The organism is Reichenbachiella sp., assembly GCF_965233835.1.
GTDB lineage: Bacteria > Bacteroidota > Bacteroidia > Cytophagales > Cyclobacteriaceae > Reichenbachiella.
In genome coordinates, this window is the sequence record NZ_OZ247585.1 from 658,556 (window position 1) to 682,630 (window position 24,075).

Genomic DNA, 24,075 nt, shown 5'->3' on the forward strand with positions numbered 1-24,075 from the left:
CGGGATTTTGAAAAAAATTACAATTTTTCTTCAGAAAGGGCCATTTTGACCCACTTGGGACTATTTTCTAAAAAATAGATGTGGAGGTGACTACTTGAACCTTCCAATGGATTCATGTTCTTTACCAATTCCAGACGGAGGTCTAAGAGTTTTTCTTTATCGGGATTGGCACCTTCTCGTACCATCTTTATTTCGTTGGCTTTCGATTGTTCATCTTGCTCCGGGTTTAGTATGCCTTTCAGCGATGAGCATTGATGGCAGGTACCCTTCTGGCTGACAAATGCACACTTTTCGCCGAAGATTCGGGTCAAGTTTTTTCGAGCATCAGCAACAGCATGCTTGACTTTACCCTCACTCAGACCCGTAATTGTCATGATTTCAGAAATTTTAAAGTCGTAGACATTTTTGAGCCAGATACAAACTTGCTGCTCGACTACTAAAGTCTTGGTCATGCAATTAAAGCAGTAAGTTATATGCTCCTTCAGTTCAAATCCTTTATCTGGGTTACTGTCGTAAACACCTTGCATTTTATTGAACATCTCTTCGGAATTGATATGCAATTTGGCGTTGATCTGCTGAGCATCCTCTCGCCATCTTTTTTGCTTGGCCAAGTGATTTTTGGCCAGATTATGCGCTATGGCGAACACCCAGGTTTTATAGGAAGACTCTTTTCTAAATGTTTCAAGTTTTTCAACCACCTTCAAGTAGGTGTCATGTACCAGATCTTCGGCTAAGGCTCGGTTGGACACCAGTCTAAATACAAATGAAGTCAATTCATTTTTGAACTGGAGGAATTGGTTTTCATACGATTCGGTATTTGAATTAGCCACTTTATTCTGATTTATGAACAACTCTATACAAAAGTGTAAGCCCAGTAAATTAATAAAAGCTGCAGCGGCAAGCGAATCAGTGTAGCTATCACCTGTCTATTTTTTTGACGGGCGAGCTGATAATGATAAATGTTGGCCGGAAATACCACTATTAGTAAGGCAATAATTCCCCAGGCCGCCAACATTCTTGTTTCTTCGAAATATATGGCTGCACCTAGCAAGATCTCTATGGCTCCAACTGCCAGGTTGACTACTTTCGGATAGGGCACCCATTTGGGTATAATCTTCAAGAAGAATCTTGGACTGAAAAAATGACTCACTCCAGCGAAAATGTAGAACGCTGTAATTAAAAGCAGAGATATATCTTTATTGGCCTCCATGTTTAACTTAACGCTTTTCCAACCTCACCCAGGTCATGGCATCCAAAACCTTCTCGGGAAACTGTGCGTGTTGGGCCGAGTCAATCTTGATAGGTCCGTAGATTTCGGTATAAAAAACTTTTTCCACAGACGCGCCAACTACAGATACATCATAAGGAGCAAAAAGTTTATTGAAGTCACGCCCTAGTTGAGAGGTGGCGAGGAAACTGGCAATGGTGTCATATGCTGTAGTCGCAGTAGAGACGTATCCACCAAAATTATCCAGATATTCGTTGGTTACTTGTATGGCCAAGTCGCCTGTTTGTGATAGCCGACCAACGTAAACTCCAGATAAAGAATCAAAATTGTAATCCCTGGCGGCGTAAGGAAGAATAACTTGTAGCTGTTGCATCTGCTCAGCATAGGTCAGTGATGGATGCAAACCGAGAATCAAACCTACACGGCCGTCCTTTTTAGATTTAGTAAAAGCAGGAAAATATAAGGTACTGTCCTGATTCACCACGAGCAGATAACCGGTAGCCTTTTCCCGATAAGCGGATCCTGCCAATTCTTCGTTGACATCAAAGCGGAGGACAATAGTGTCAGATTGGGAAGCAGTACTTTGAGTTTGTTTGGATTCTTTACTTTGGCAAGAAGTCAAAAAAATGAATACTGCGAAAAGGTATCTAGTCATTTTGAAAGGTTGATCGAAGTTTGTGCCCATTGGGCCAGTTGGTCCGGGTTATTGAGAATCTGCTGGGGAATTGAAAGGTAAGGCATTTTGCCATGTCGTTTTGCTCCGGCCTTTTCGAATACTGCTCGATTGCTATCATCTACCTTTAAAAACCCTTGCCCTTTGGAGTCAACAAGTCCGAACATTTTACCTTCATGGAAAAGACCTTGCCCTCCAAACATCCCTTTGGAAGTGATGCCAGGAATGGCGGCGAGCCTATCTACCATAAGTGCAGCTGTCAAAGCGGATTCATTGGTTCGTTTGTCTCCTTTAATTCCCATTTCATTTTTTAATTCAATTTAGTGAAAATCCAATGGATGCATACTTTATCAAAGGGTTGAATTATTTCTAATAAATTTATGTTGATCAGGGAAAGGAAAGAATAATTATGAAAACATTTGTTTCGGCAGTGGCAGTTATCCTCTTCACTGCGTGTACCACACAAGGCCAAGAAAAGAAAGCAAGTACTTCAACTATTAAAGAGAAAGTCGTTAAGACCGAAGCCGAATGGAAGAAGCAACTCACTCCAATGCAATACAACATTCTACGTGAAAAAGGCACAGAACGTCCCTGGACAGGCGAGTTGAATAAAGAGAAACGCAAAGGCATGTTTTACTGCGCTGCATGCGCCAACCCACTCTTCGAATCCAAGACCAAATTTGAATCAGGAAGCGGCTGGCCTAGTTTCTACACTTATGCTACGGACACCAGTTTGCTTGATTTGGCTGATTATAAATACGGGATGGTCAGAACCGAAGTGATCTGCGCCAAATGTGAAGGACATCTCGGTCATGTTTTCGAAGATGGCCCGAAACCAACCGGTCTGCGCTATTGCATCAATTCTGCTAGTTTGGTATTTAAAGAAGAGAAATAGCTAGTGCTTAAATTGATAGCCCGTCGTGTTGATAAGTTTCTCTGAACTGACCTTTTTGAATGGTGCCAACTCGTCGGAAAATGTGGGTGGCGTTATGTCTAGTTCTATGGCAGCCTTTTCATAAAAAGACTGCCTTGTTTCATCTGAAGGGGCACAAGCATTGAAAACTTCTCCCCATATATTTTGTTCAAGGATGTTTTGAATCACCCCGATGCAATCTTCCAAATGAATCATATTGACTGGATTGTTGGCTCCTGCCAAATTCTTCTTTCCTGCCAAGAACTTCCCAGGATGTCTATCCGGCCCGTACAGTCCACCAAAGCGGATTACAGAAGTTTCGAAAACGGGGTTATTTGAAAATAGTTGTTCCATTTGGAGCAGAGGTATTCCACCACGAGTGACGCAGACTGAACTGGCATCATCTTCATTTACCATCTCATTATTCGTTGGATATACCGCCGTAGAACTAACAAAAATGACTTTGTCTGACCTGATGTGATCAAGAATAGATTTAAGTTGGTTTTCGTGAAAGTTAACCTCACCATTATGGTTGCGTGGGGGGAGGTTGATAATGGTGATACCTGATTCGAAAAAATCAGCAGAATCTCCTACCAGACTCGGATTAAATGCCAATTGAAAAGGTTTGATACCCACTTTTTCGAGCCTAGGCAACTTATCTTTGTTAGTGGTTGAACCTTTTACCTGATAGCCTACTTTGACTAAGTGTTCGCCAAGAGGAAGCCCCAACCAGCCACATCCTAAAATACTAATGGTTTGCATGCCGCGAATTTAAACTATTCCGTTCATCACAAAGATGTACGATGTTATAGGGGCAAATCTTATATTGCCTGTTGAAAGTCAAAAAACTCTAAAAATGAAAAAACTATTTACAACAAGCTTGATGATCGTTGGGGTGATACTCGTTTCTTGCGGTCAAAAAACGAGCCTGAATTACAGCATCAATTTGAATGATCGCAGCAACGATGAATTCAAAGTTACTCTGGATGTAAAGGGGTTGTCAGAAGAAAACAACATCTATCAATTTGCCTCTACAGCGCCTGGAACCTACCAGACCATGAATATTGGTCGCTTTGTCAGAGATTTTAAGGCCTTTGATAAAAAAGGAAATGAAATTGAGACAAAGAAGAAAGGTGAAAACCAATGGGTACTCTCTAACCCTAAAAAGATCAACAAAATTGAGTACCGCGTAGCAGAAACATGGGACACTCCTGTGGAGGAAATGGAGATTTATAAAATGTGTGGTACCTCCATGGAGGACGATCATGTGTTATTCAATGCACATTGCGTGATTGGATACCCTCAGGGTATGCAGGGTCAGCCACTGTCCATAGCATTATCCTATCCAGAAGAATGGAAAATAGGAACGGCACTTTCTAAAAACGAAAAAGGAGCCTATGAAGCTAAGAACTTCGATCATGCTGTCGACTCACCAATTTTGATGGGTCGATTGTCAAACGCCAGTGCCGATTTCAATGGAACTAAGGTCGAACTCTACACCTATAGTAAAACTGATAAAATTAAGTCGGAAGACTTGTTAGAAAGCATGAGCGCCATGCTCCAGGCTGCCAATGAATTTGTTGTGGAATTTCCTGTAGAAAGGTATACCTTCCTTTTTCATTTTGAAGATTTTAACGCAGGGGCTTGGGAGCACTCTTACAGTTCTGAATATGTGTACATAGAAGACGATTATGCCGTAGATGGAGGGTCAAAAATCACCAGTACGGCTGCACATGAATTCTTTCATATCATTACACCGCTCAACATTCATAGCGAGATTATCCAGCAGTTCAACTTTGTAACACCTACACCATCTGCACATCTCTGGCTATATGAATCCACTACCGAGTGGGCTTCTGATATGATGCAAGTGAGGGGAGGCCTCATGACATTGGAAGAGCTTTTGGGTCAGCTCAATTACAAGTTGAGAGTAAATGATTACTATTTTGATTCTGACTATAGCTTGACAAAAATTGCCGAAACCTCATTTATGGAGTCTGGTAGAAAAAATTATGGTAACGTTTACTACAAAGGTGCAGTGATCATCAATCTGTTAGACATTTTGCTTCTTGAAAAATCAGAAGGCAAACGAGGAATGCGCGAGGTGGTAAACGAGTTGTCAAAAAAATATGGCCCGGAGAAAGCTTTTCCTGAAGATGAATTCTTTGACATTTTTGTCGAAATGACCTACCCCGAAGTAGCTGACTTCTTTGATAAATATGTAAAAAATGATGAAGAACTGCCGTTGGCCGAGTACTATGCAAAAGTAGGTGTTTCTTTTTCTCCTGAAAAAACGGTTGGTGAAGGTGAAGAAGCCAAAACCGAAAAGTTTGTATTTGAGATAGACCAAGATGCCACAGAAGAACAGTTAGCCTTGCGTAAAGCATGGACAACGAATATGTGATATATAAAGACTAAAAAAATAGAAAAGGCTGACTGAGTATTATTGGTTGGCCTTTTTTTCTACTATACAGGGAAGAAATAATAATTTAACTTCGAACTAGATTTTAGACAACAAACGATTGACCATGAATAAACTATTGACTGCGCTCTTGGGATTTGGAATGCTCTGCACTGCACAAGCCCAAGATAAGGAAGAATGGAAGGTATCAGAACCTACCTTGTCGTATCAGGAAACAACCATTACTACAGACGAAGGTACTTGGATGAGTGTAGACGTCAGCCCTGACGGCTCATTGCTGGTTTTCGACTTATTGGGTGATATATACACCTTGCCTATTGCTGGCGGAAAAGCAACGGTAATTCGTGAGGGTCATGCTTTCGAAGTTCAACCGAGGTTTAGTCCAGATGGTAAGCAAATCAGTTTCACTAGTGATGCTGGCGGAGGAGACAACATCTGGGTGATGAACATAGATGGCTCAGAGGCCAAACAAGTGACCAAGGAAGATTTTAGACTACTCAATAATGCGGTTTGGTCTGCTGATGGCAACTACCTGTATGCCAGAAAACACTTCACTTCAAGGCGTTCTGCGGGAGCAGGCGAGATTTGGATGTACCATAAATCAGGTGGTGCAGGCATTCAACTAGTAGAGAAGAAAAACGAACAACAGGACATCGGAGAGCCATGGGCTTCTTCCGATGGCAAATACATCTACTATAGCGAAGACATGTACCCAGGTGGGTACTTTCAGTACAACAAAGACCCCAATAGCCAGATCTATGCGATCAAAAGGTATGATTTGGAAAAAGGAAAGATTGAAAGAGTCACGGGAGGAGCAGGTGGAGCCATCCGACCAGTTACTTCTCATCAAGGAGATAAGCTAGCTTTTGTTCGTCGCGTTCGCGAAAAAACAGTGTTGTATCTACATGACTTGAAGACAGGAGCCGAGTGGCCTATCTATGATGACCTGACGAAAGACCAGCAAGAAGCTTGGGCGATTTTTGGACCTTTTGTTGGATTCAACTGGACACCTGATGATCAGCACATTGTTGTTTGGTCGAAAGGCAAAATCAGAAAGATCAATGTGTCTAGCATGGAAGTCACAGCGATTCCATTTGAGGCCACGGCCACGCACAAAATCGTGGATGCCTTGAAGTTTAGAAATGAAGCAGCACCAGAACAATTTACGGCAAAGGCTATCCGCCAGGCAGTGACATCGCCCGACGGTAAAACATTGGTGTTTAATGCAACGGGCTATTTGTGGAAAAAGAGTTTGCCAAATGGCACACCTAGTCGATTGACAAAAGGAACAGATTTGGAATTCGAACCAGCTTATTCTAAAGATGGAAAATACTTAACCTACGTCACCTGGAATGATGATAACATGGGCGCGATCTATCGCTTGGAGATGACTTCGTCAAAATCCAAACCTGTAAAACTGACCACGGAAAAAGCCATCTATCGTGAGCCAGCTTTTCACCCGACTAATATCAACAGAATTGTCTACAGAAAAGAAGGAGGAAATGGTCACCAAGGTTATTTGAACACCAAAGAACCTGGTCTGTATTTGCTTAATGTAAGCACTTCAAAAAGAACACCAACTTCAGCTACTAAAATCACGGATGAAGGAGCGTACCCAACCTTCAATCAGAAAGGAGAACGAATTTATTACCAAACGGGTGGCTATCTATTCGGCTCTTTGGAAAAGACCTTGAAGTCTGTGAAAGTGGACGGAACGGACGAAAGAGAAATTGTAAAGTCTAAATATGGGCAGCGCATCATTCCTAGTCCAGATGAAAAATGGGTGGCTTTTTCTAACCTGTATAAAGTGTATATCGCGGCTATGCCAATGGCAGGCAAAACTATTACGCTTGATGGTAAATCAACGAACGTGCCAGTTGCTCAAGTGGCTAAAGATGCCGGAATTAATATCCAATGGTCGAATGATTCGAAAAGATTGAATTGGACATTGGGTGACGAGTATTTCAGCAATGCGATCAATGACAGATTCTTGTTTGTTGATGGCGCGCCTGACAGTATTCCACCTATGGATTCGGTTGGCGTTAAAATCAATTTGCAATTGCCAACGGATAAGCCTCAAGGTAAAGTGGCATTCACCAATGCAAGAATTATCACCATGAACGGTGACGAGGTGATTGAACAAGGAACAGTAGTCGTAGAGTCCAACAAAATTATTGCAGTAGGGGCTGACGTTGAGGTACCGGCTGACGCTAAAGTGATTGATGCCGCAGGTAAGACCATCATGCCTGGCTTGATTGATGTGCATGCTCACCTCGGCGCTTTCCGCTATGGACTGAGTCCACAGCAGCACTGGCAGTATCATACGAATTTGGCTTATGGTGTAACTACAACTCACGATCCATCTTCCAACACCGAGATGGTATTCTCTCAATCAGAAATGGTGAAATCAGGTGCCATGGTAGGGCCAAGAATTTTTTCTACTGGAGTGATTCTATACGGTGCTGATGGAGATTTCAAGGCATTGGTCAACAACCTGGATGATGCTCGGTCGGCCATCACGCGAACGAAAGCCTTCGGTGCATTTTCTGTAAAGAGCTACAATCAGCCTAGGAGAGATCAGCGTCAGCAGGTGATTCAAGCAGCTCATGAACAGCAAGTGGAGGTAGTGCCAGAAGGAGGGTCCAACTTCTTCCATAACTTGACCATGATTCTAGACGGCCATACTGGAGTAGAGCACAATTTACCTGTAGGTGAATTACACAATGATGTGATCCAATTATGGAAAGCCAGTAAAACGGGATATACACCGACGCTGTTGGTAAACTACGGTTCAATTACAGGGGAGTATTATTGGTACCAAACGACCAATGTTTGGGAAGATGAGAAGCTTCTGACTTTTACGCCGAGGAGCATCATAGATTCGAGATCGAGACACAGAACGATGATCCCAATGAAGGAATACGAAAATGGGCATATCCTAACTTCTCAGAGCTGTAAGAAACTAACGGATGTTGGCGTAAAGGTGAATTTAGGTGCTCACGGGCAGCTTCAAGGGCTTGGTGCACATTGGGAGCTGTGGGAATTGGCTCAGGGAGGCATGACACCGCTAGAAGCTATTCGTTCGGCTACATTGAATGGTGCCAACTATATCGGCATGGATGATCAAATCGGGTCGATAGAAGAAGGCAAACTGGCGGATTTAATTGTCTTGGATAAGAACCCATTAGAAGATATTCAAAACTCGAATTCCATTGTGTACACAATGATCAATGGAAGATTGTACGATGCCAATACGATGAATGAAGTGGGCAACTATGACAAGCCTCGTGGTAAATTCTATTGGGAGCAAACGGGATATGCACCGGCATTTGATTGGCACGGAGCCAGTGATACGGGCTGCTCGTGTCGAGCTGGGCATTAATAGTTCTGATAGACGATAATGAAAGGGGAGATACTTAAGTATCTCCCCTTTTTGTTTAATCCACTTTCATGATTTCGTTATTTTTCCATTGCCAAGCATGCCAAGCGATAAAGATTGATGTGGCAATTTCGATAGTTGCAAAGAACATATAATGTAGCGCAGGCTCTCCCATCATAAGCGTGCCGATCATAATGATGGTTTTAATTGTACCTGCAATAATATTCGAAATCCGGTTGAGCTTGTAGGAAGCTATGCGAGATACCAAAACCATAGCAATTGATATTTCCATAATTACTCCGGCACCGAGCAGAGTTGTCTCGTTCATCTCCATTCCGCCTACGGTTCCTGTCAAGAGCGCGTTGAGCATTTCTGCAGACATCAAAGTCAACACATCACAATACAGATAATTCAGTGTTAAGAATACCCAAAGAGTTGAAAACAGGATTTGTTTGTCTTTAAATGAATCTTTCATAAAATAAGTTGATTGATTAGAAATCATTTTTTGTAGTAGACGATTAAAATGACTAATTGACACAACTGTGATACAAAAAAATTTAAGTTTTTGTATCAAAAAGAATAAATCTATTTTTTCAACCTACATGGTTAGACATCATTCTTTATTCACATGAAAACCATTTGAAGGCATGGCATGCTAAATCCCTTCTGGTTTTTGCCTAAGAATATCATTATTTCAAAGCCTCTTTGATCGCATCAATCTTAGGCTGGGAGTAATCGTTGGGCCCTACCTCAAGCGCTTGAGTGAAAAACGCTATAGTCTTTTACGAATCTCCTTGTGCCAGATGGCAATCCCTTGTGTAATATTCCTGCGGTTTAATAAGAAATTCGATTAGCGCTCCTTCCAATTTCTGTTTTACTTTTTGAAAATCTGCAGTACTTAGTAGACAGCTAAAGTGAGGAATGGGAACATTGATTCCATCTACCTTGCCACAATAATCTAATGGTGGAATGTTGTCACTGATATGTGCTGAGAGAGATATATAGTCTTTAATTTTTTATTGCGCTTATCAATTAAAAGAACACGCTTATCAACTAACTCTTTACGAAAATATAACAAGCAAAAAAGCCTCCGGTCACCCTTCTATTTTTGCCTTGACTCAAATCTTGAGTTTTGGAATTTTAATATTTAATAAAAAAATTATGAAGCAATTGAGACTGACACTGTCTATCCTATTTTGTTGTGCATTCTTGGCCGGATGCAATGAAGACGGAGCAACAATACCGGTTGAAATCACAACCGCAGATTTTACCGCAACACTCGAAGAAGATCCAGTAAAGGGGCAGTCCTTGGGTAAAGTTGCTGGTTCGGCAAATCCAGGCGAAGTAGTGTTTGCCATAAAATCTCAAGAACCAGCTGATGCTATGATTATTGATGGAAGCACAGGAGAGCTAAAAGTCAATGACGCTACTGCTTTTGATTTTGAAACCAGAAAAGAAGTGATTGGAATTGTTACGGTTTCGAGTGGAGATGTATCCGAAGAAGCAAAAGTGACCATTACAATTACAGATGTTCCCGTGGTGGTATCTACCGAGGGCTTTAGTGTAAGCATAAATGAAAACCCGGAGGCTGGTCAAAGTTTAGGAAATGTATCGGGTACGGCTAGTGAGGGCAGTATATCATTTAAAATCAGTGAACAGGACGTAGTAGATGCCATCTCTATTGATGCTACAACAGGAGAATTGAAAATTAACGATCCTTTGACATTTGATTACGAAACCAGAATAAAGTTTCTAGCTACAGTTGTAGTGACAGGGGGGAATGACATGACGCAAGCTCAGGTGACGATTACCATTAACAATTTGACGGAAATTATTACCCAGGACTTTTCAGCCAGCTTAGCGGAAAACCCGGAAAATGATTATCACATTGGCCTTGTGACAGGCAGCGTGGATACAGGTAATCTTGCTTATAGCATTTTTTCACAAACACCGGCTGACGCATTGGCAATAAATGCAGAAACGGGAGAGTTGACAGTGAACGACAATTCTCTGTTCGACTTTGAAACTAACCCACGGATCACCGCCGTAGTAAAAGCCTCTGCGGGTGATGTTAGCGAAGAGCTCGCTGTAAGTCTCACACTGACGGATGTCGTAGAAACTGTTTCATGGACTGAGAAGATAGTATCTGGCCCAACTTTCACTGGAGTAGATTTGGCTCAGGTGGTCAGTTTCAAATCTAAGATATTTGTAATTGGTGGAGTGGAAAGTGGAAATAAGTATTCAAACAAAGTTTGGTCAACAGCAGACGGAATAAATTGGGGAGAAGCCTCTATAGCAGCCTTTTCGGCCAGATACTATCACGAAGTCATCGAATTCAATGACAAACTTTGGCTCATTGGCGGTTATGATGGGGAAGGTAAGAACGATGTGTGGTCAAGTACAGATGGTATCACCTGGACGTTGGTTACCAATTCAGCTCCACTTGCCGGCCGAACGGGGCATAAAGCAGCTGTATTTAACAATAAGATGTGGGTAGTTGCCGGACGTGCCCCTGGGTTGAACTCTAAAAATGACGTCTATTCAAGCACAGATGGAATTACCTGGACACAGGAAACTACAAACGCTGCTTTTGATGCCAGGCTCGATCACACTTTAACGGCATTCAACAATAAACTTTGGGTAATTGGCGGCTTTGATTCAGACAATGTTAGATTAGATGATGTTTGGTCTAGCCCAGACGGCGTGACTTGGAAGAAGGAGACTTTGTCAAACACATCTTTTTCAGCGAGAGGTACGCATCAGACTATTGTTTACGACGACAAAATGTGGTTGATTGGAGGATCTGCTGCTGTACTTACCAACGACGTTTGGACCAGTGCTGATGGCATAAATTGGAATGCGGCAAGTGTATCGGGAAGCCATTTTGAAGCAAGACGTGCCCATCAGGCTATTTTAGTTAATGACGAACTTTGGGTAGTAGGTGGATTGAACACGACTGTATTTCCATTCACGTACTTTACGGATGTATGGGTTTTGGATAAATGATAATCTCTTAGGAACAACAAAGGGGTTAACATTCTATAATGACAGGATAGACTATGACTTAGGTGTAAAAAGGGGAATCATTTCCCCTTTTTACTTACCCCGCTGTGCGTAATGTTTAGGTTTATAAATTCATTGATTTTTTGATAGTATCAATCTTAGGTTGGGAGTAATCGTTGGGCCCTACCTCAAGCGCTTTAGTGAAAAGTTTTATTGCCTTTAGCGAATCTCCTTGCGCCAGATGGCAATCTCCTTTGGAATCATACACATTCGAAATGTTAGGATAATTCTTAATGTTTACATCGAAAAAGAGGTGAGCGTCTTCGAATTTTTTTATCCTCATTTTAGTATATCCAATGTCATTGATCATACCTGCAGGAGGAAGTACCTCATAGCCAAATTGCTCGGAAACCTTACTGAAATGAGTAACGATATCATTCAGTAAGTCTTCGGCATTTGAGTCGGGGTCATAGACTTGGTTTATGTTTTTAAAAGCATACCATGGAAACATGAATCGCAACGCATCGTATTCCGTGATTAATGGAACGCTACCATGCGTGTCATGCTCATAATACTTCCATTGAAAATTCAGCCCATTATCCAATCCAGCTTCTAAAGTATTAGCGAACTCCAGGTTAGATCGAATATGAAGTGTAGATCGAGTAGAATCACCCATAACTGTTTCTCGTGTGAATTCATCTTTCATGGTATTGGCCACGCCTATATACAATGACTTGCCGGTGTACGACCTAGATGATAAAACCGAATCTGCAGTTCTCATGAATGTCTGATTATCCCACCAAAGACTGGGGTCTATGGCTATGTAATTGTTGAATAGGTCTGGCTTAGATATCAGCGCATTGATCACACTCAAGCCACCAAACGAATGACCAACAAATGTTCTGTAAGAAGTAACGGGATATTTTTTTTCTATGTAGGGTATCAGTTCTTTTTCAATAAAATCCAGAAAAGCAGTGCCACCACCAGAATCATATTGAATGCTATCTCCAGTATAGGTGTCAACCTCAACGTGTGATGGTGTCAAATCTCTGCTCCGATTGGTATTCAGGATGGCAACTACCACCATCTCTGGTACGATCATATTACCATTTTTGGTACTCAATTGGTTAATCATTCCTGAAACAGAATGAAAATGCGCGCTACCGTCCAACAAATACAAAACAGGATATGAACGGTCTCCAAAAAGAGAATTTTTAGCACTGTTCGGTACATGTACCCAAACCGTTCGTGACTCTCCTAAGATGTCGGAATATAAACTGTCCGTGACTCCGATTTCGATGGTGTTCGATGCAGCGGCTGCAGGGCTTGGACTTTCTTGCTTCTGGCAAGCAAAAAAAACAGTTGGGAATAACAAAACACGGAAGAGTCTATTTGAAGAAAGCATATAGGAAATAATTGGGTTGAGTGAAATTAGAACTGCTGAGTTCTAGGTTTAAAAAACCTCGTTATCGTTTTTGAAAGATTTAAATTCTAGTGGATTACCGCTGTGATCAAATACAAACATGGTAAGCTGTTCACCTTTTTGTCCCTTGTATCGTTCTTGCGGTTTGATAAGAAACTCGATTTGCGCTCCTTCCAATTTCTGTTTTACTTTTTGAAAATCTGCAGCACTCAGTAGACAGCCAAAGTGAGGAATGGGAACATTGATTCCATCTACCTTTCCACAATAATCTAATGGTGGAATGTCGTCACTGATATGTGCAGAGAGCTGATGACCAAAAAAATTAAAATCAATCCAAGTCTCCGTAGAACGACCTTCTTCACAGCCCAGGATATTTACATAAAATTGACGAGTGGACTCAACGTCTTTGACTTTAAATGCATAGTGAAATAAGTTCATTTTCTTCAGTCTTTATGTACGTGTACGTCCATTTGAGGGAATGGAATATTGAGGCCTTCTTTGGCAAAAGTCTTATAGATGTTTTCGTTCATGTCAAAATTGACCCCCCAATAGTCTGCAGCATCCACCCAAGCCCTTACAGTAAAATTGACTGAGCTATCTGCCAGCTCTGAAACGGCAATAAATACTTCTGGATCTTTGTGTATTCGTTGGTCGGCATCCGCCAGTTTTTTGATGACGGCCTTAGCTTTATCTACATCATCACCATAGCCAATGCCCACCGTCCAATCCACTCTTCTTTTTGGTTCTGTAGAGTAATTGGTCATGCTGCCAGTAGATAGTCCTCCATTAGGGATAATGATTGTTTTGTTGTCCGGTGTTTTGAGTATAGTATTAAAAATATGGATGGCATGCACGCTGCCTGAGTGACCCAGAGCATCGATGAAGTCACCTACTTTGAAAGGTCTGAAGAGTAAAATCATTACACCTCCGGCAAAATTCTGTAAGGTACCAGACAATGCCATGCCCACTGCAAGTCCGGCGGCACCTAAGATGGCCACTAATGACGTCATTTCTATACCCATTGTGGTCAAAACAGAAATCACCAAAATCACTTTGAGTAGCATGGAAACCAGACTCACTAAAAATGGCTTGAGAGAAGCATCAATATCTCGCACTTCAAGCAAACGTTTGAAGCCATTGGTCATGGCTTTAACTACCCAGAACCCAATAACGAGAACTAAAATGGCTCCTACCAATTTGGGGCCGTATTCAAAAATAAGGTCAAGTATCTGAGGCATCAACTCTTCAAGTGTCATGGTTTTTTCGTTTAGTTTCAATGAAATTAATCAATTCTTGGAGAACCTGATACTATCAGGAATACCTTTCCATGGAACCCGCTTAATGATCCAGTTCTTGGGTATTCCATTATCATTGAATTCTCCGGACGCATAATAAAGGAATTTGGTGTCTGTAGCAACAAAAGGATTGGCCTTACAGTTGTGATTGATTTTGTCACTCAACGCTAGTGGGCTTTGCCATTCTCCCTTGATGTTTTTTGATAAATACAATCTTTCTGTTCCATCGGCAACATGGCCGAAAATAAGAAATGATTCGTCCGCAGCTATATATGGCGTGATCTGAAGCCCTTCTAAATTAATTGTAAAATCAACCATTCTTGGTGCTGAAAAATTTCCATCATTCTGATCCGCATAATATATGGAGAGCTGACTATAGTCTGTTTTACCCGCATGAAAGTACATCCTGTCAGATCTTGTAAAGGATGGGTGAGAGACCAATTGACCTGACATAGACGGCAGTTCTACCCATTCGGGTTCACTCCATCCTTTGGATATCTTTCGACATCGCCAAATTTGCCAAGAGTTGGGCAAACTGTCTTTATGAATTGGTCTTGTCGAACTGAAGTAAATGTACTGTTGATTAGCAGTAAAACTAACCCCATGTTCATCATAACTCGAATTAAAAAATGCAGGCTCGGTTTCACTCCATTTTCCATTTTTATTCTCCGACATGACCACGTTGAAATATTGAAAGTTGGAATCTGAAAGAGTGAGGAAGTACTGTAAACCATCTGGAGACAAAACACCACCATGCGCCAGTTGTCCTGCTGGAACAAATTCAGACAAAAAGGCTTCGGGCTCAAAAGGTACTTCTCGTTTGGGTTCTGTGCAGCAAGACAGGAATAAAATTGTAAGATAAACGTACTGTTTCATTATTTTTTGAATGGGTGAGTAAATGCCACATATCCGAACGTCAATCCGATGACTAGTGAGACGCCTGCCATAGCCCAAATCAGTTCGCTATTCGCTCCTTTGAGATAACTCATGCCGGAGGTAAAGAAGAATAGAAAGTTCGCCATCATAAGTGGCTTGCCATAAATGCCGCCTAAAATATTGTTTCTGGTCATCCAATTAAGCATCGAAAATGCCAATAAAGCGGCTCCCAATGTCTGCGAAATCAGTACGGTCATTCCTTCTGGGTTGATGTCGAAATAGGCATTTACTTCTTGAGGTAGAAAAGTCAAAAATAGGCCTTGTGTAGCGAGATATATCACGCTGAGTATCATTAGGGTTTTGGCGTTCATATTCTGATCGAGGATTAATTTTGTTTAAAAAGACACATCCCATTGGAACCTAAATCGCCAACCAGGGTTTAGGCCCAAAATTTCGTCCATGTCAAAATAACTTACCTCTGCAGTAAGTTTGTTTAGGTGTTCTTTGAAAAACCAGTTGGTCGAAAAAGTATATTCTGTTTGTTTTAAGTCTGTTTGATTGCTATCTGGAATGTAAAAGGCATAACGAAAGGCAAGCTCTAACTTTGAAGGAAAAGAGGGTAAGTAACTGGATGGGAACGACCCTACTTGCATATAATTCCCATAAAGTGTTCGGGTGTTTGATGTTTCTTTATCAAGAATATTCTTTTTGTGAAATTCTTGTTGCCAAGAAATGCCATTTTTCTTGAATGCTGACTCAATAAAAAACTGAGTAATATGATATTGGCCTGGTAGACTTGGGTCGCTGTATCCTTCTAATTGCCCTCCACCAGACTGAGAGAATCGAGTAAATTGGCTGTGATTGTTGACTAAACCCCCTGCGATATAACCTCGCCAAGATTTACTTTTTTCTAAATCAGAACCCACAAACTTCATGACGGAGCCAAACATGTTCCATTGCAATCTACCTTTCCACATAGGGTAAGAATCGTCTGCTACAAAATCCCCTTGTCCTGTGCCCGAAAACACAGCTGCCCAGTAACTGAAGTTGAGAGCTCCCTCACCCGCTAGATTGCCTAAAAAGGTAATGCCCGTCTGTCGATCTATGGTAAATGGTCGAGTGAGTATAGAGCGATCCAATGTCTCTTGTTTTCCGGAAGATATTACTCTTTCCGTATTATATCGGGCTTTGTATTGACCTACCATAATCTTGAATGATTTATGAAAGCTGTACATGCCCCAAAAATCTAACAGGTTGCTATTTGATAATTCATATTCCATGTAGTACTTGAACTTTGGACTGAACACATGCCCGCCAATTTTCAATCGAGCTCTAGAAATTCTGAAAATATGTTGTTCCTCAATATTAACATCATTTAGCGTCACAGGGTCTTGATCATAGGGGTAGGCATATCGAAACTGTAGCCTCAATTGAATGTCTGTCGAATAAACTTTGTCAGCGGATTCTAGATGCCATCCTTTATCTCCGTAATAAAAGGCCGGGGCTTTAGTCGAGTCCGAGCCTTCAGCCCATAGTTGTGCGTAGGTTAAAACAAAAAATAAAAAAATGACAAACCGAATTATCATAGTTTATTGGGTCATTGGTTAAAAACAAACGTAATCAATTGGATTAAAAAAATCCTACGACCCTATCGATTAACCAGTAAAATGAAATGCCACCGATGGCGTAGATTGGACTTTTCACAAGCCATACAGGCCATGCCAACCTCAATGAACGAACTCCTGTTAAGCTTATTAATATCACAAGAACAAAACCAATCTGACCTAATTCTACGCCAATATTGAAAAAGGCAAGGGCCAAAGGAATGGCCGTTTGAGGTAACCCAGTTTCGCTCAATGCCGATGCAAACCCAAATCCATGTAGTAGTCCAAAGGCAAAAGCAACTAACCAAGGTTTTCTATAAGTGAGAGAAGGTTTTTCTGGCGCATGCTGAAGGATTTCTTTGGCTAAGAAAACGATGCTTAATGCGATAATAGCTTCTACCGGTGGAATCGGAATGCTTGCGTACCCTAAGGCTGCTAGACTCAGTGTGATACTGTGAGCTAATGTAAACGCGGTGACTGTTTTGATGATTTTCCACTTTCCACTCGTCACAAAAATCAATGCTAAAACAAACAAGAGATGATCAATACCAAAAATGATATGGTCTACACCTAAGACTAAATAAGTCCAAATTACATCCGTTGAACTTGGCTTTAAGGGGACTTCATAAAATGGCTGATCAGCTGAAATAATTTTGGAATACTGCTCAGCTCCCAACAATTCAATATTAATCAAAACATCGATCAAAGTTTTGTCTAGACCATCGATAAATATTTGCTGACCGTTGATGGGTAGGCTCGACTTAAATTCCCATTGGCGCTTCACTGCACCTGGAATCAATCGCTCATCCACTTTTTTAATCTCCCAATGTTCTGGGAATACTGGATATAGTTTAGGGGCGCGTTCACCAAGAGCGGGAATTTTCCAAAATATCTGATAAGTGGAGTCAGTTGTTTGTGTGATGCCCAAATAAGCAGGTCGCACTTCATGAGCAAAACCTTTGGCTGTGCTCATGACTAATATTAGAAGAATGAACAGTCTTTTCATCAGTCGCCCAATGTTTTTAATCGTTCATCATCAAGCTCAATAGACACCTCATATTTTTTCAACAAGGACTCATACAAGTTGTCATTGAGTTGATTTCGCATATCATATTGGTAATCGGTTTTTACTTTTTTAAGAACTTCATGAAGTTCTAAGTTTCGAGAATCAACGATATTCGAAACGATAACGAGATGATACCCAAGACCTGATTCAATGGGGCCTTGCCAGGAATCACTAACTTCTAATTTCTCCAAGCTATCGGTAAACCTTTCTCCTAGTTCTCCAGAAATTTTGGTCACGGAGGCATCCTTAAAAGAGTTGCGAATCGGGGAACTATCTCCAATAAGATTATTGGATTGAAGAGCCTTTGCCGCATCTGATTTTGCATCTTTTCGAAGATCATTGCTAAAGTATATATGTTCAAAACTGATTAGCTTTTCACTTTTATAGTTGTTTTGGTTTTCCTTCAAGTAGGCCTGCAGTTCTTCTTCTTTTGGTTCTACTCTTTCCACTATGTCTTGCGTCAAAAATTGCACCTTTTGTGCCATTCGTCTTCGGATAATTTCATCGTTGTGATCAAGATTCATTGCAAGCGCTTCTCGATACATAATTTCTTGTTTGATGTATCCATCCAACAATCCTTTCAATTCTTGTGGGGTGGGGTCTCGTTGCCATTGCAACTTCCATTTCGAAACGATTTCATTTAAATCGTATTCATCAATGACGATTTCAGTTTCGGACTCTTCTGTATTGACAAAAGAAAAAAGAACGAACAAACTAAGCCCAATAAGGGCAAAATGAATGAGCGGTTCTTTGAGTAAGTTTTTGATCATAAAACGCAGTATTGAAAAGGTACTCTAAATTAGTATTTCTCCGATAAAAGGACTGATTCAATATTAAATTAAAGCAATGACCCCCAAGGAGGCATTCGTTGCCATATCATAAAGAATAACAGGAAATTTTTTGAAAAAAATGGCTGCTGTTCCAGAAGGCAGAGGGTTTTTGATACAATGAAATACATGTTCTGTCAATTTATCAATGTAGTCTTTGACATCCAAGTATCAGGGGAAAACGCAAAAAAAACCGCAAGATTAATTGCGGTTTTGATCATATTTTGACTGCTCATGTCTGAATTATTTTGGCGAATACCAGATAGGAGACGAATAAGCTCTTTGCTGAGCTGTTAATGGCACTTCTTCTCCAAGCTCAGTACCCAATCTTACTTGATCATAAAGTGTCCATCTTGGCGTTGGAATTTCTATGACCCTTACATAATAGAAAGCCTCCAATGCTGGATCGAAATCAGGGTCAGTCCATACTTTTCTTAGCTCAGTAGCACCGACTGAGTTGTCCCAGGTAGCGTCTTCTACATTTACAGTATTGCCAACGGCAGGTACTTTACCATTTTCGTCCACGTTACGGTCTCCTGCCCAAACAACATCATATACCTTTTCATTGAGCGAACCGTCAGCATTGGCCCATCCTTTTATGATTTGAATTCTGTCTAAACTACCTCCTTCTGGATCCATACTGGATTGTACAATAAAGCTTGGCGCCTTATCGCTTTTAGACAGGTCTCCACCCATAGGAACGCCTTTTTCATATCCATTTTTCACAAAATCACCTTCTACATCGGCATCAGTGAATTCATATCCTCCAAAGAAACGTACTTTCATTCTTGGTCCTGTGGTTGCATAAGTCTCCTTTCGATTCATTGCATCAAAAATAGACTCACGGGTATTTTCTTGAGCCCAAACAGCGGCATAACCTGAAGCCAAGGTTTGCCATGTCATGATTTGCAAACCATCCACTTTTGAAGAGACTACAAATGGATGCTCCCATCTGTCTTTTCCTCCTTCTACATTTACAGCTTTGCCAAAGAAGTTGTTGTCATCAGCAGTAGCTAAAGTAGTATGAGAATCGGTCGAGCCGATCATTCCAAATTTGTATGGGTTGGTACCTAATTGGTTTTTCAGTTTCAATCCAAGCTTCAAAGCAGAACGGCCGTATTCTCCTACCAACATTTCGTTAGTTTTTGCTTCACTTAGATCAAGGTTGCCAAACGCCCAATTTTCAAAATCAGCAAATTCGTCATTTGGAGAAAGAAAAGGGTGTGATTCGCCATCTCCCTTTATTTGAGTCACTTCGTAAAGAGGCTCTCTTTTTATTCTTTCTTTTACATAAGATTCATCCATAGGTTCACCATTCACTCTAGTTTCTGCGAACATGATTCCATTAGATAAATTGCCATTGTGAGCAATGGCCAATATGTTTCCTCCGGTTAATTTTTCATAATCATCCATGTATTTCCAAAGATATTCTGGATCTGGCTTTAGGCCAGCACTTGTAGTTGGGGCCAATTTCTGAATGGCTTTGTCTCCACCATCACGATAAACTACTACACGGTGAAGGTTTGCTCCTGCAATCAAAGAAGTCCACTCAGAACCAATAAAGGCAGTGAATTTACCCGGCTCATTATACTTTTCTGCTGCATCAATGGTTGACTTCCAAACAGACTTTTGAAGCTCCGGCTGGTTTGGGTCCATTTCCATTTCATTCTGAGAAAATGCCTTGATCAACTCTAGTGCAGCCACGGGTCCTTGACCATCTTTGATCAACTTATGCCAGCGTTTACCTTGTGCATATTTCATTACCCATTCATCCCCGTTGATAATGGCTTGAAATAGACCCATACCATCAGAGTGGTCAGCCACTACTAGAAAGTCCAATGGACGAGAGAGTTTAGCTTTTATCCCAGTGGAGGAAGTGACTTCTTCTCCTTTGGCGAATCGATAAGCTTCATCTAGTCCGATTCGGTTGCCAAAAGCACCGGCATCCATAGATAAATCAGTATGAAGATGGGTATCTCCAAAATAGACTTCAGTGGGGTATCCATTCGAAGCTGTATTTGTGGTGTCAGTGGCTTCTGCTTCAGGGGCATTGTTTTGAGGACTCGAACAAGCAGCTACAATAAAGGCAAGAAGTGCAGTTTTGATTGAGGTATTCATTACGGTTTTAAGTTATTATTTACCTCAATCTAACAAATTAGAATTAATAAATAATTCGGGTACAAAAAAAGTCTAGTGAATTTCACTAGACTTTTTCAATATTTTCTTAGTCAAGAATCACTCCAATTCTTCATAGTTCACATAATCACCACCCTTGAAGTTTCCACCGTCTTTAGACTTTTGTCTGTCTCTTGGGTTGTAATCAATGCTCACGTTTCCATCTCTGGGTTGTCTCTGCTGACTGCGTTGCCCTTGTGACTGATAAGTCTGCTGACGAGCTTGTGTGGTGAAGCCCCCGAATAGCGTTCGAAGAATGAACCCACCGAGTTTGGCAATGACCCAAATGAAAACAAATAAGAGGAGTAAAAACTTAAACATAGTGTCTTTTACTTATCGACTGAGATATAGGTTTCGTTCTGAATACAATTCCATGAAATAATCGTCCATCAAGTCATCGATAAAGTAGATCGATTCACCAGTAGATTTCATCTCTGGCCCTAATTCCTTATTTACATTCGGGAATTTGTGGAACGAGAATACAGGCTCCTTGATCGCGTATCCTTCTTTCTTAGGATTGAACTTAAAGTCTGTCACCTTCTTGTCTCCAAGCATTACTTTCACAGCATAGTTTACATACGGCTCTTGGTATGCTTTACAAATGAAAGGTACCGTTCTTGATGCCCTTGGGTTCGCTTCAATGATATACACTTCATCGTTTTTCACTGCAAATTGAATGTTGATCAAACCAACCGTATCTAATGCTGTGGCAATTTTTCTTGTGTAGTCTTCGATCTTTCTGATGACTAAATCACCAAGGTTGAACGGAGGCAATACCGCGAACGAATCTCCGGAGTGAATACCTGCCGGTTCGATGTGCTGCATGATACCTATGATGTGCACATTTTCACCATCACAAATTGCATCAGCCTCTGCTTCTAGTGCGCCATCTAAGAAATGATCGAGCATCACTCTGTTGCCCGGGATTTGTCTAAACAACTCCACTACGTGAGATTCCAGCTCTTCCTCGTTGATCACGATCTTCATACCTTGTCCACCCAGCACATACGAAGGTCTAACCAAGAGCGGAAATCCGAGTTCTTTAGAAAGCTCAAGCGCTTCATCTGCCGTTTCGATTACGCCAAATTTTGGATAAGGAATATCATTTTCTTTAAGTAGTGAAGAGAATGAGCCTCTATCTTCTGCTAAGTCAAGCGCTTTGAAGCTGGTTCCAATGATTTTGATACCGTATCGTTCGAGCTTTTCTGCCAATTTCAAAGCAGTTTGTCCACCTAACTGTACGATGACTCCTTCAGGTTTTTCCAAAAGGATGATTTCATAAATGTGCTCCCAGAATACTGGCTCGAAGTAAAGCTTATCGGCAATATCAAAGTCTGTAGAAACCGTCTCAGGATTACAATTGATCATAATGGTCTCGTAACCGCACTCTTTGGCAGCAAGAATTCCATGCACACAAGAGTAGTCAAACTCGATGCCCTGCCCAATTCTATTTGGTCCAGACCCTAGTACAATAATTTTCTTTTTGTCCGAAGGCGTAGATTCATTCTCTTCTTCGAAAGTAGAGTAGTAGTAAGGCGTCTTTGCATCGAACTCCGCGGCGCAAGTGTCTACCAGCTTGTATGTTCGCTTGATGTCTAATTCTTGTCTCTTGGCGAATACTTCGCTCTCCAAACAATCTATCAAATGAGCAATTTGCCTGTCTGCGTATCCCTTTTTCTTTGCTTTGAGCAAAAGATCTTTGGGAATCGTATCGAGCTTATATTTTTCAATTTCATTCTCCAGCTTGATCAACTCTTCGATTTGGTTCAAGAACCAAGGGTCGATTCGAGTCAGGTTATGAATAGTTTTGAACGGAATGCCCAACTTGAATGAGTCATACACATGGAAAAGTCTGTTCCAACTCGGGTGCTTCAAACTATAAAGCAATTCGTCGTGGCTTTTCAATTCGCGACCATCCGCACCTAATCCATTTCTTTTGATCTCCAAAGACTGACAAGCCTTTTGCAAAGCCTCCTGGAAGTTTCGGCCAATACCCATGGCTTCCCCCACAGACTTCATTTGCAAACCGAGGTGTCTATCAGATCCTTTGAATTTGTCAAAGTTCCAACGAGGCACTTTTACGATTACATAATCGATCGTAGGCTCGAAGAAGGCTGAAGTCGTTTTGGTAATCTGGTTGTTTAGTTCATCCAGGTTGTAACCAATCGCCAGCTTAGCAGCAATTTTCGCGATAGGATAACCAGTAGCCTTAGAAGCCAAAGCCGAAGAACGAGAAACTCGAGGGTTGATCTCGATACCAATGATTTCATCAGTCTCAGGATGCACGGCAAACTGTACATTACATCCACCAGCAAACTGCCCGATACCATCTAGCATTTTGATGGCCAGATTTCTCATGTGTTGGTAAACCGTATCTGGTAGTGTCATGGCTGGAGCCACCGTGATAGAGTCTCCAGTATGCACACCCATTGGATCAAAGTTCTCAATCGAACAGATCACGATGAAGTTTCCAATGTTGTCTCGCATCACTTCCAGCTCGTATTCTTTCCAACCAAGGATACTTTGCTCTATCAACACTTCGTGAATAGGTGAAGCGTGAAGTCCGGCGTTGAGTGCCTTGTCAAAATCTTCAGGGTTTTCCACAAATCCACCGCCTGCACCACCAAGGGTGTATGACGAACGAATGATTAGTGGAAAGCCAATTTCTTGCGCGATCTCCTTTCCTTCTAGGAATGAAGTCGCTGTTCTTCCTTTACAAACACCAACATTCAGCTTTTGCATAAGCAATCTGAATTTTTCTCGGTCTTCCGTAGTTTCGATCGCATCGAAATTAGAACCTAGGATTCGCACATTGTGCTTCTTCCATATGCCTGCTTTGTCGCAGTCCATGGCTAGGTTCAAAGCAGTCTGACCACCCATGGTAGGCAAGACTGCATCGATGTTATCGTGTTTTTCGAGGATTTCTCGAATGGATTGTTTTGTAAGGGGCTTGAGGTAAATGTTGTCCGCTGTTACTTCATCAGTCATAATGGTCGCCGGATTCGAATTGATCAACGTCACTTCGATTCCTTCTTCCCTAAGGGATCTTGCTGCTTGTGATCCAGAATAATCGAATTCACAGGCCTGTCCGATAACGATAGGGCCGCTTCCAATGATGAGTACTGATTTGATGCTATTGTCCTTTGGCATTGCGGATGTTTTTTATTTGATAGTATGGATACTCTAAAATT

At 41.3% G+C, this 24,075-nt stretch carries 21 protein-coding genes; 4 read left to right on the forward strand and 17 right to left on the reverse strand.

Features of this window, described 5'->3' with window-relative positions; genetic code table 11:
• Window positions 1-17: 17 nt before the first annotated feature.
• Genes ACO6S2_RS02790 through ACO6S2_RS02805 form a run of 4 tightly spaced genes read right to left on the reverse strand, consistent with a single transcriptional unit; the run spans window position 18 to window position 2,203 of the window.
• Window positions 18-830 (reverse strand): RNA polymerase sigma factor, encoded by an 813-nt coding sequence (locus tag ACO6S2_RS02790; RefSeq protein ID WP_422360997.1) that lies wholly within the window; start codon window positions 828-830, stop codon window positions 18-20.
• Between the two features lie 23 nt (window positions 831-853).
• Complete coding sequence (locus ACO6S2_RS02795; protein ID WP_422360998.1) at window positions 854-1,210, reverse strand: MauE/DoxX family redox-associated membrane protein; 357 nt, start codon at window positions 1,208-1,210, stop codon at window positions 854-856.
• Between the two features lie 7 nt (window positions 1,211-1,217).
• Window positions 1,218-1,883 carry a hypothetical protein gene (locus ACO6S2_RS02800; protein WP_422360999.1) on the reverse strand — a complete coding sequence of 222 codons (666 nt, stop codon included), beginning with the start codon at window positions 1,881-1,883 and terminating at the stop codon, window positions 1,218-1,220.
• Window positions 1,880-2,203 (reverse strand): TfoX/Sxy family protein, encoded by a 324-nt coding sequence (locus ACO6S2_RS02805; RefSeq protein WP_422361000.1) that lies wholly within the window; start codon window positions 2,201-2,203, stop codon window positions 1,880-1,882. Before ACO6S2_RS02805 ends, ACO6S2_RS02800 begins: the two co-directional genes overlap by 4 nt.
• Before the next feature lie 107 nt (window positions 2,204-2,310).
• Here ACO6S2_RS02805 and msrB point away from each other — a divergent pair, with 107 nt between their 5' ends.
• On the forward strand, window positions 2,311-2,796 hold the full coding sequence (gene msrB / locus ACO6S2_RS02810) for a peptide-methionine (R)-S-oxide reductase MsrB (protein WP_422361001.1): 486 nt from the start codon (window positions 2,311-2,313) through the stop codon (window positions 2,794-2,796).
• On the opposite strand, the gene ACO6S2_RS02815 is transcribed toward msrB, so the two are convergent.
• On the reverse strand, window positions 2,797-3,576 hold the full coding sequence (locus ACO6S2_RS02815) for an NAD(P)-binding domain-containing protein (protein ID WP_422361002.1): 780 nt from the start codon (window positions 3,574-3,576) through the stop codon (window positions 2,797-2,799).
• 94 nt (window positions 3,577-3,670) lie between these two features.
• On the opposite strand from ACO6S2_RS02815, the gene ACO6S2_RS02820 reads away from it, so the two are divergent.
• The gene (locus tag ACO6S2_RS02820; protein ID WP_422361003.1) at window positions 3,671-5,218 is read left to right on the forward strand and encodes a peptidase; all 1,548 of its coding nucleotides are present in this window, start codon (window positions 3,671-3,673) and stop codon (window positions 5,216-5,218) included.
• Window positions 5,219-5,342: 124 nt separating this feature from the next.
• Window positions 5,343-8,618 (forward strand): amidohydrolase family protein, encoded by a 3,276-nt coding sequence (locus ACO6S2_RS02825; protein ID WP_422361004.1) that lies wholly within the window; start codon window positions 5,343-5,345, stop codon window positions 8,616-8,618.
• A 55-nt stretch (window positions 8,619-8,673) separates the two neighbouring features.
• Here the strand turns inward: ACO6S2_RS02825 and ACO6S2_RS02830 are convergent, their stop codons facing one another.
• Entirely contained in the window at window positions 8,674-9,090 is a 417-nt protein-coding gene (locus ACO6S2_RS02830) for a DUF6326 family protein (RefSeq protein ID WP_422361005.1), read from the reverse strand.
• A gap of 686 nt (window positions 9,091-9,776) precedes the next feature.
• On the opposite strand from ACO6S2_RS02830, the gene ACO6S2_RS02835 reads away from it, so the two are divergent.
• The gene (locus tag ACO6S2_RS02835; protein WP_422361006.1) at window positions 9,777-11,621 is read left to right on the forward strand and encodes a Kelch repeat-containing protein; all 1,845 of its coding nucleotides are present in this window, start codon (window positions 9,777-9,779) and stop codon (window positions 11,619-11,621) included.
• Window positions 11,622-11,742: 121 nt separating this feature from the next.
• On the opposite strand, the gene ACO6S2_RS02840 is transcribed toward ACO6S2_RS02835, so the two are convergent.
• From ACO6S2_RS02840 to carB, 11 genes are all read right to left on the reverse strand, one after another.
• Entirely contained in the window at window positions 11,743-13,023 is a 1,281-nt protein-coding gene (locus ACO6S2_RS02840; RefSeq protein ID WP_422361007.1) for an alpha/beta hydrolase-fold protein, read from the reverse strand.
• A gap of 48 nt (window positions 13,024-13,071) precedes the next feature.
• Window positions 13,072-13,479, reverse strand: a complete 408-nt coding sequence (locus ACO6S2_RS02845) for a VOC family protein (RefSeq protein ID WP_422361008.1) — start codon at window positions 13,477-13,479, stop codon at window positions 13,072-13,074.
• A 5-nt stretch (window positions 13,480-13,484) separates the two neighbouring features.
• A complete protein-coding gene (locus ACO6S2_RS02850) occupies window positions 13,485-14,297 on the reverse strand; it encodes a mechanosensitive ion channel family protein (protein WP_422361009.1) in 813 nt (270 codons plus the stop codon).
• Window positions 14,298-14,327: 30 nt separating this feature from the next.
• Window positions 14,328-15,212 (reverse strand): hypothetical protein, encoded by an 885-nt coding sequence (locus tag ACO6S2_RS02855; protein ID WP_422361010.1) that lies wholly within the window; start codon window positions 15,210-15,212, stop codon window positions 14,328-14,330.
• Window positions 15,212-15,583 carry a hypothetical protein gene (locus tag ACO6S2_RS02860; RefSeq protein WP_422361011.1) on the reverse strand — a complete coding sequence of 124 codons (372 nt, stop codon included), beginning with the start codon at window positions 15,581-15,583 and terminating at the stop codon, window positions 15,212-15,214. Before ACO6S2_RS02860 ends, ACO6S2_RS02855 begins: the two co-directional genes overlap by 1 nt.
• Before the next feature lie 24 nt (window positions 15,584-15,607).
• Window positions 15,608-16,798 carry a porin gene (locus ACO6S2_RS02865; RefSeq protein ID WP_422361012.1) on the reverse strand — a complete coding sequence of 397 codons (1,191 nt, stop codon included), beginning with the start codon at window positions 16,796-16,798 and terminating at the stop codon, window positions 15,608-15,610.
• Between the two features lie 43 nt (window positions 16,799-16,841).
• The gene (locus ACO6S2_RS02870; protein ID WP_422361013.1) at window positions 16,842-17,789 is read right to left on the reverse strand and encodes a HupE/UreJ family protein; all 948 of its coding nucleotides are present in this window, start codon (window positions 17,787-17,789) and stop codon (window positions 16,842-16,844) included.
• 32 nt (window positions 17,790-17,821) lie between these two features.
• Entirely contained in the window at window positions 17,822-18,652 is an 831-nt protein-coding gene (locus ACO6S2_RS02875; RefSeq protein WP_422361014.1) for a peptidyl-prolyl cis-trans isomerase, read from the reverse strand.
• A gap of 300 nt (window positions 18,653-18,952) precedes the next feature.
• Window positions 18,953-20,827: a DUF3604 domain-containing protein gene (locus tag ACO6S2_RS02880; RefSeq protein ID WP_422361015.1), complete on the reverse strand. Its 1,875-nt coding sequence runs from the start codon at window positions 20,825-20,827 to the stop codon at window positions 18,953-18,955.
• 117 nt (window positions 20,828-20,944) lie between these two features.
• The gene (locus ACO6S2_RS02885; RefSeq protein WP_422361016.1) at window positions 20,945-21,205 is read right to left on the reverse strand and encodes a DUF4834 family protein; all 261 of its coding nucleotides are present in this window, start codon (window positions 21,203-21,205) and stop codon (window positions 20,945-20,947) included.
• A 12-nt stretch (window positions 21,206-21,217) separates the two neighbouring features.
• Complete coding sequence (gene carB / locus ACO6S2_RS02890; protein WP_422361017.1) at window positions 21,218-24,034, reverse strand: carbamoyl-phosphate synthase large subunit; 2,817 nt, start codon at window positions 24,032-24,034, stop codon at window positions 21,218-21,220.
• Window positions 24,035-24,075: the final 41 nt, after the last annotated feature.

Excerpts from the sequence above, each read along its gene's own strand:
- ACO6S2_RS02795 (WP_422360998.1), bottom strand. The coding sequence starts at position 1,210 with ATGGAGGCCAATAAAGATATATCTCTGCTTTTAATTACAGCGTTCTAC.
- ACO6S2_RS02800 (WP_422360999.1), bottom strand. The coding sequence starts at position 1,883 with ATGACTAGATACCTTTTCGCAGTATTCATTTTTTTGACTTCTTGCCAA.
- ACO6S2_RS02805 (WP_422361000.1), bottom strand. The coding sequence starts at position 2,203 with ATGGGAATTAAAGGAGACAAACGAACCAATGAATCCGCTTTGACAGCT.
- msrB (WP_422361001.1), top strand. The coding sequence starts at position 2,311 with ATGAAAACATTTGTTTCGGCAGTGGCAGTTATCCTCTTCACTGCGTGT.
- ACO6S2_RS02815 (WP_422361002.1), bottom strand. The coding sequence starts at position 3,576 with ATGCAAACCATTAGTATTTTAGGATGTGGCTGGTTGGGGCTTCCTCTT.
- ACO6S2_RS02820 (WP_422361003.1), top strand. The coding sequence starts at position 3,671 with ATGAAAAAACTATTTACAACAAGCTTGATGATCGTTGGGGTGATACTC.
- ACO6S2_RS02825 (WP_422361004.1), top strand. The coding sequence starts at position 5,343 with ATGAATAAACTATTGACTGCGCTCTTGGGATTTGGAATGCTCTGCACT.
- ACO6S2_RS02830 (WP_422361005.1), bottom strand. The coding sequence starts at position 9,090 with ATGAAAGATTCATTTAAAGACAAACAAATCCTGTTTTCAACTCTTTGG.
- ACO6S2_RS02835 (WP_422361006.1), top strand. The coding sequence starts at position 9,777 with ATGAAGCAATTGAGACTGACACTGTCTATCCTATTTTGTTGTGCATTC.
- ACO6S2_RS02840 (WP_422361007.1), bottom strand. The coding sequence starts at position 13,023 with ATGCTTTCTTCAAATAGACTCTTCCGTGTTTTGTTATTCCCAACTGTT.
- ACO6S2_RS02845 (WP_422361008.1), bottom strand. The coding sequence starts at position 13,479 with ATGAACTTATTTCACTATGCATTTAAAGTCAAAGACGTTGAGTCCACT.
- ACO6S2_RS02850 (WP_422361009.1), bottom strand. The coding sequence starts at position 14,297 with ATGACACTTGAAGAGTTGATGCCTCAGATACTTGACCTTATTTTTGAA.
- ACO6S2_RS02855 (WP_422361010.1), bottom strand. The coding sequence starts at position 15,212 with ATGAAACAGTACGTTTATCTTACAATTTTATTCCTGTCTTGCTGCACA.
- ACO6S2_RS02860 (WP_422361011.1), bottom strand. The coding sequence starts at position 15,583 with ATGAACGCCAAAACCCTAATGATACTCAGCGTGATATATCTCGCTACA.
- ACO6S2_RS02865 (WP_422361012.1), bottom strand. The coding sequence starts at position 16,798 with ATGATAATTCGGTTTGTCATTTTTTTATTTTTTGTTTTAACCTACGCA.
- ACO6S2_RS02870 (WP_422361013.1), bottom strand. The coding sequence starts at position 17,789 with ATGAGCACAGCCAAAGGTTTTGCTCATGAAGTGCGACCTGCTTATTTG.
- ACO6S2_RS02875 (WP_422361014.1), bottom strand. The coding sequence starts at position 18,652 with ATGATCAAAAACTTACTCAAAGAACCGCTCATTCATTTTGCCCTTATT.
- ACO6S2_RS02880 (WP_422361015.1), bottom strand. The coding sequence starts at position 20,827 with ATGAATACCTCAATCAAAACTGCACTTCTTGCCTTTATTGTAGCTGCT.
- ACO6S2_RS02885 (WP_422361016.1), bottom strand. The coding sequence starts at position 21,205 with ATGTTTAAGTTTTTACTCCTCTTATTTGTTTTCATTTGGGTCATTGCC.
- carB (WP_422361017.1), bottom strand. The coding sequence starts at position 24,034 with ATGCCAAAGGACAATAGCATCAAATCAGTACTCATCATTGGAAGCGGC.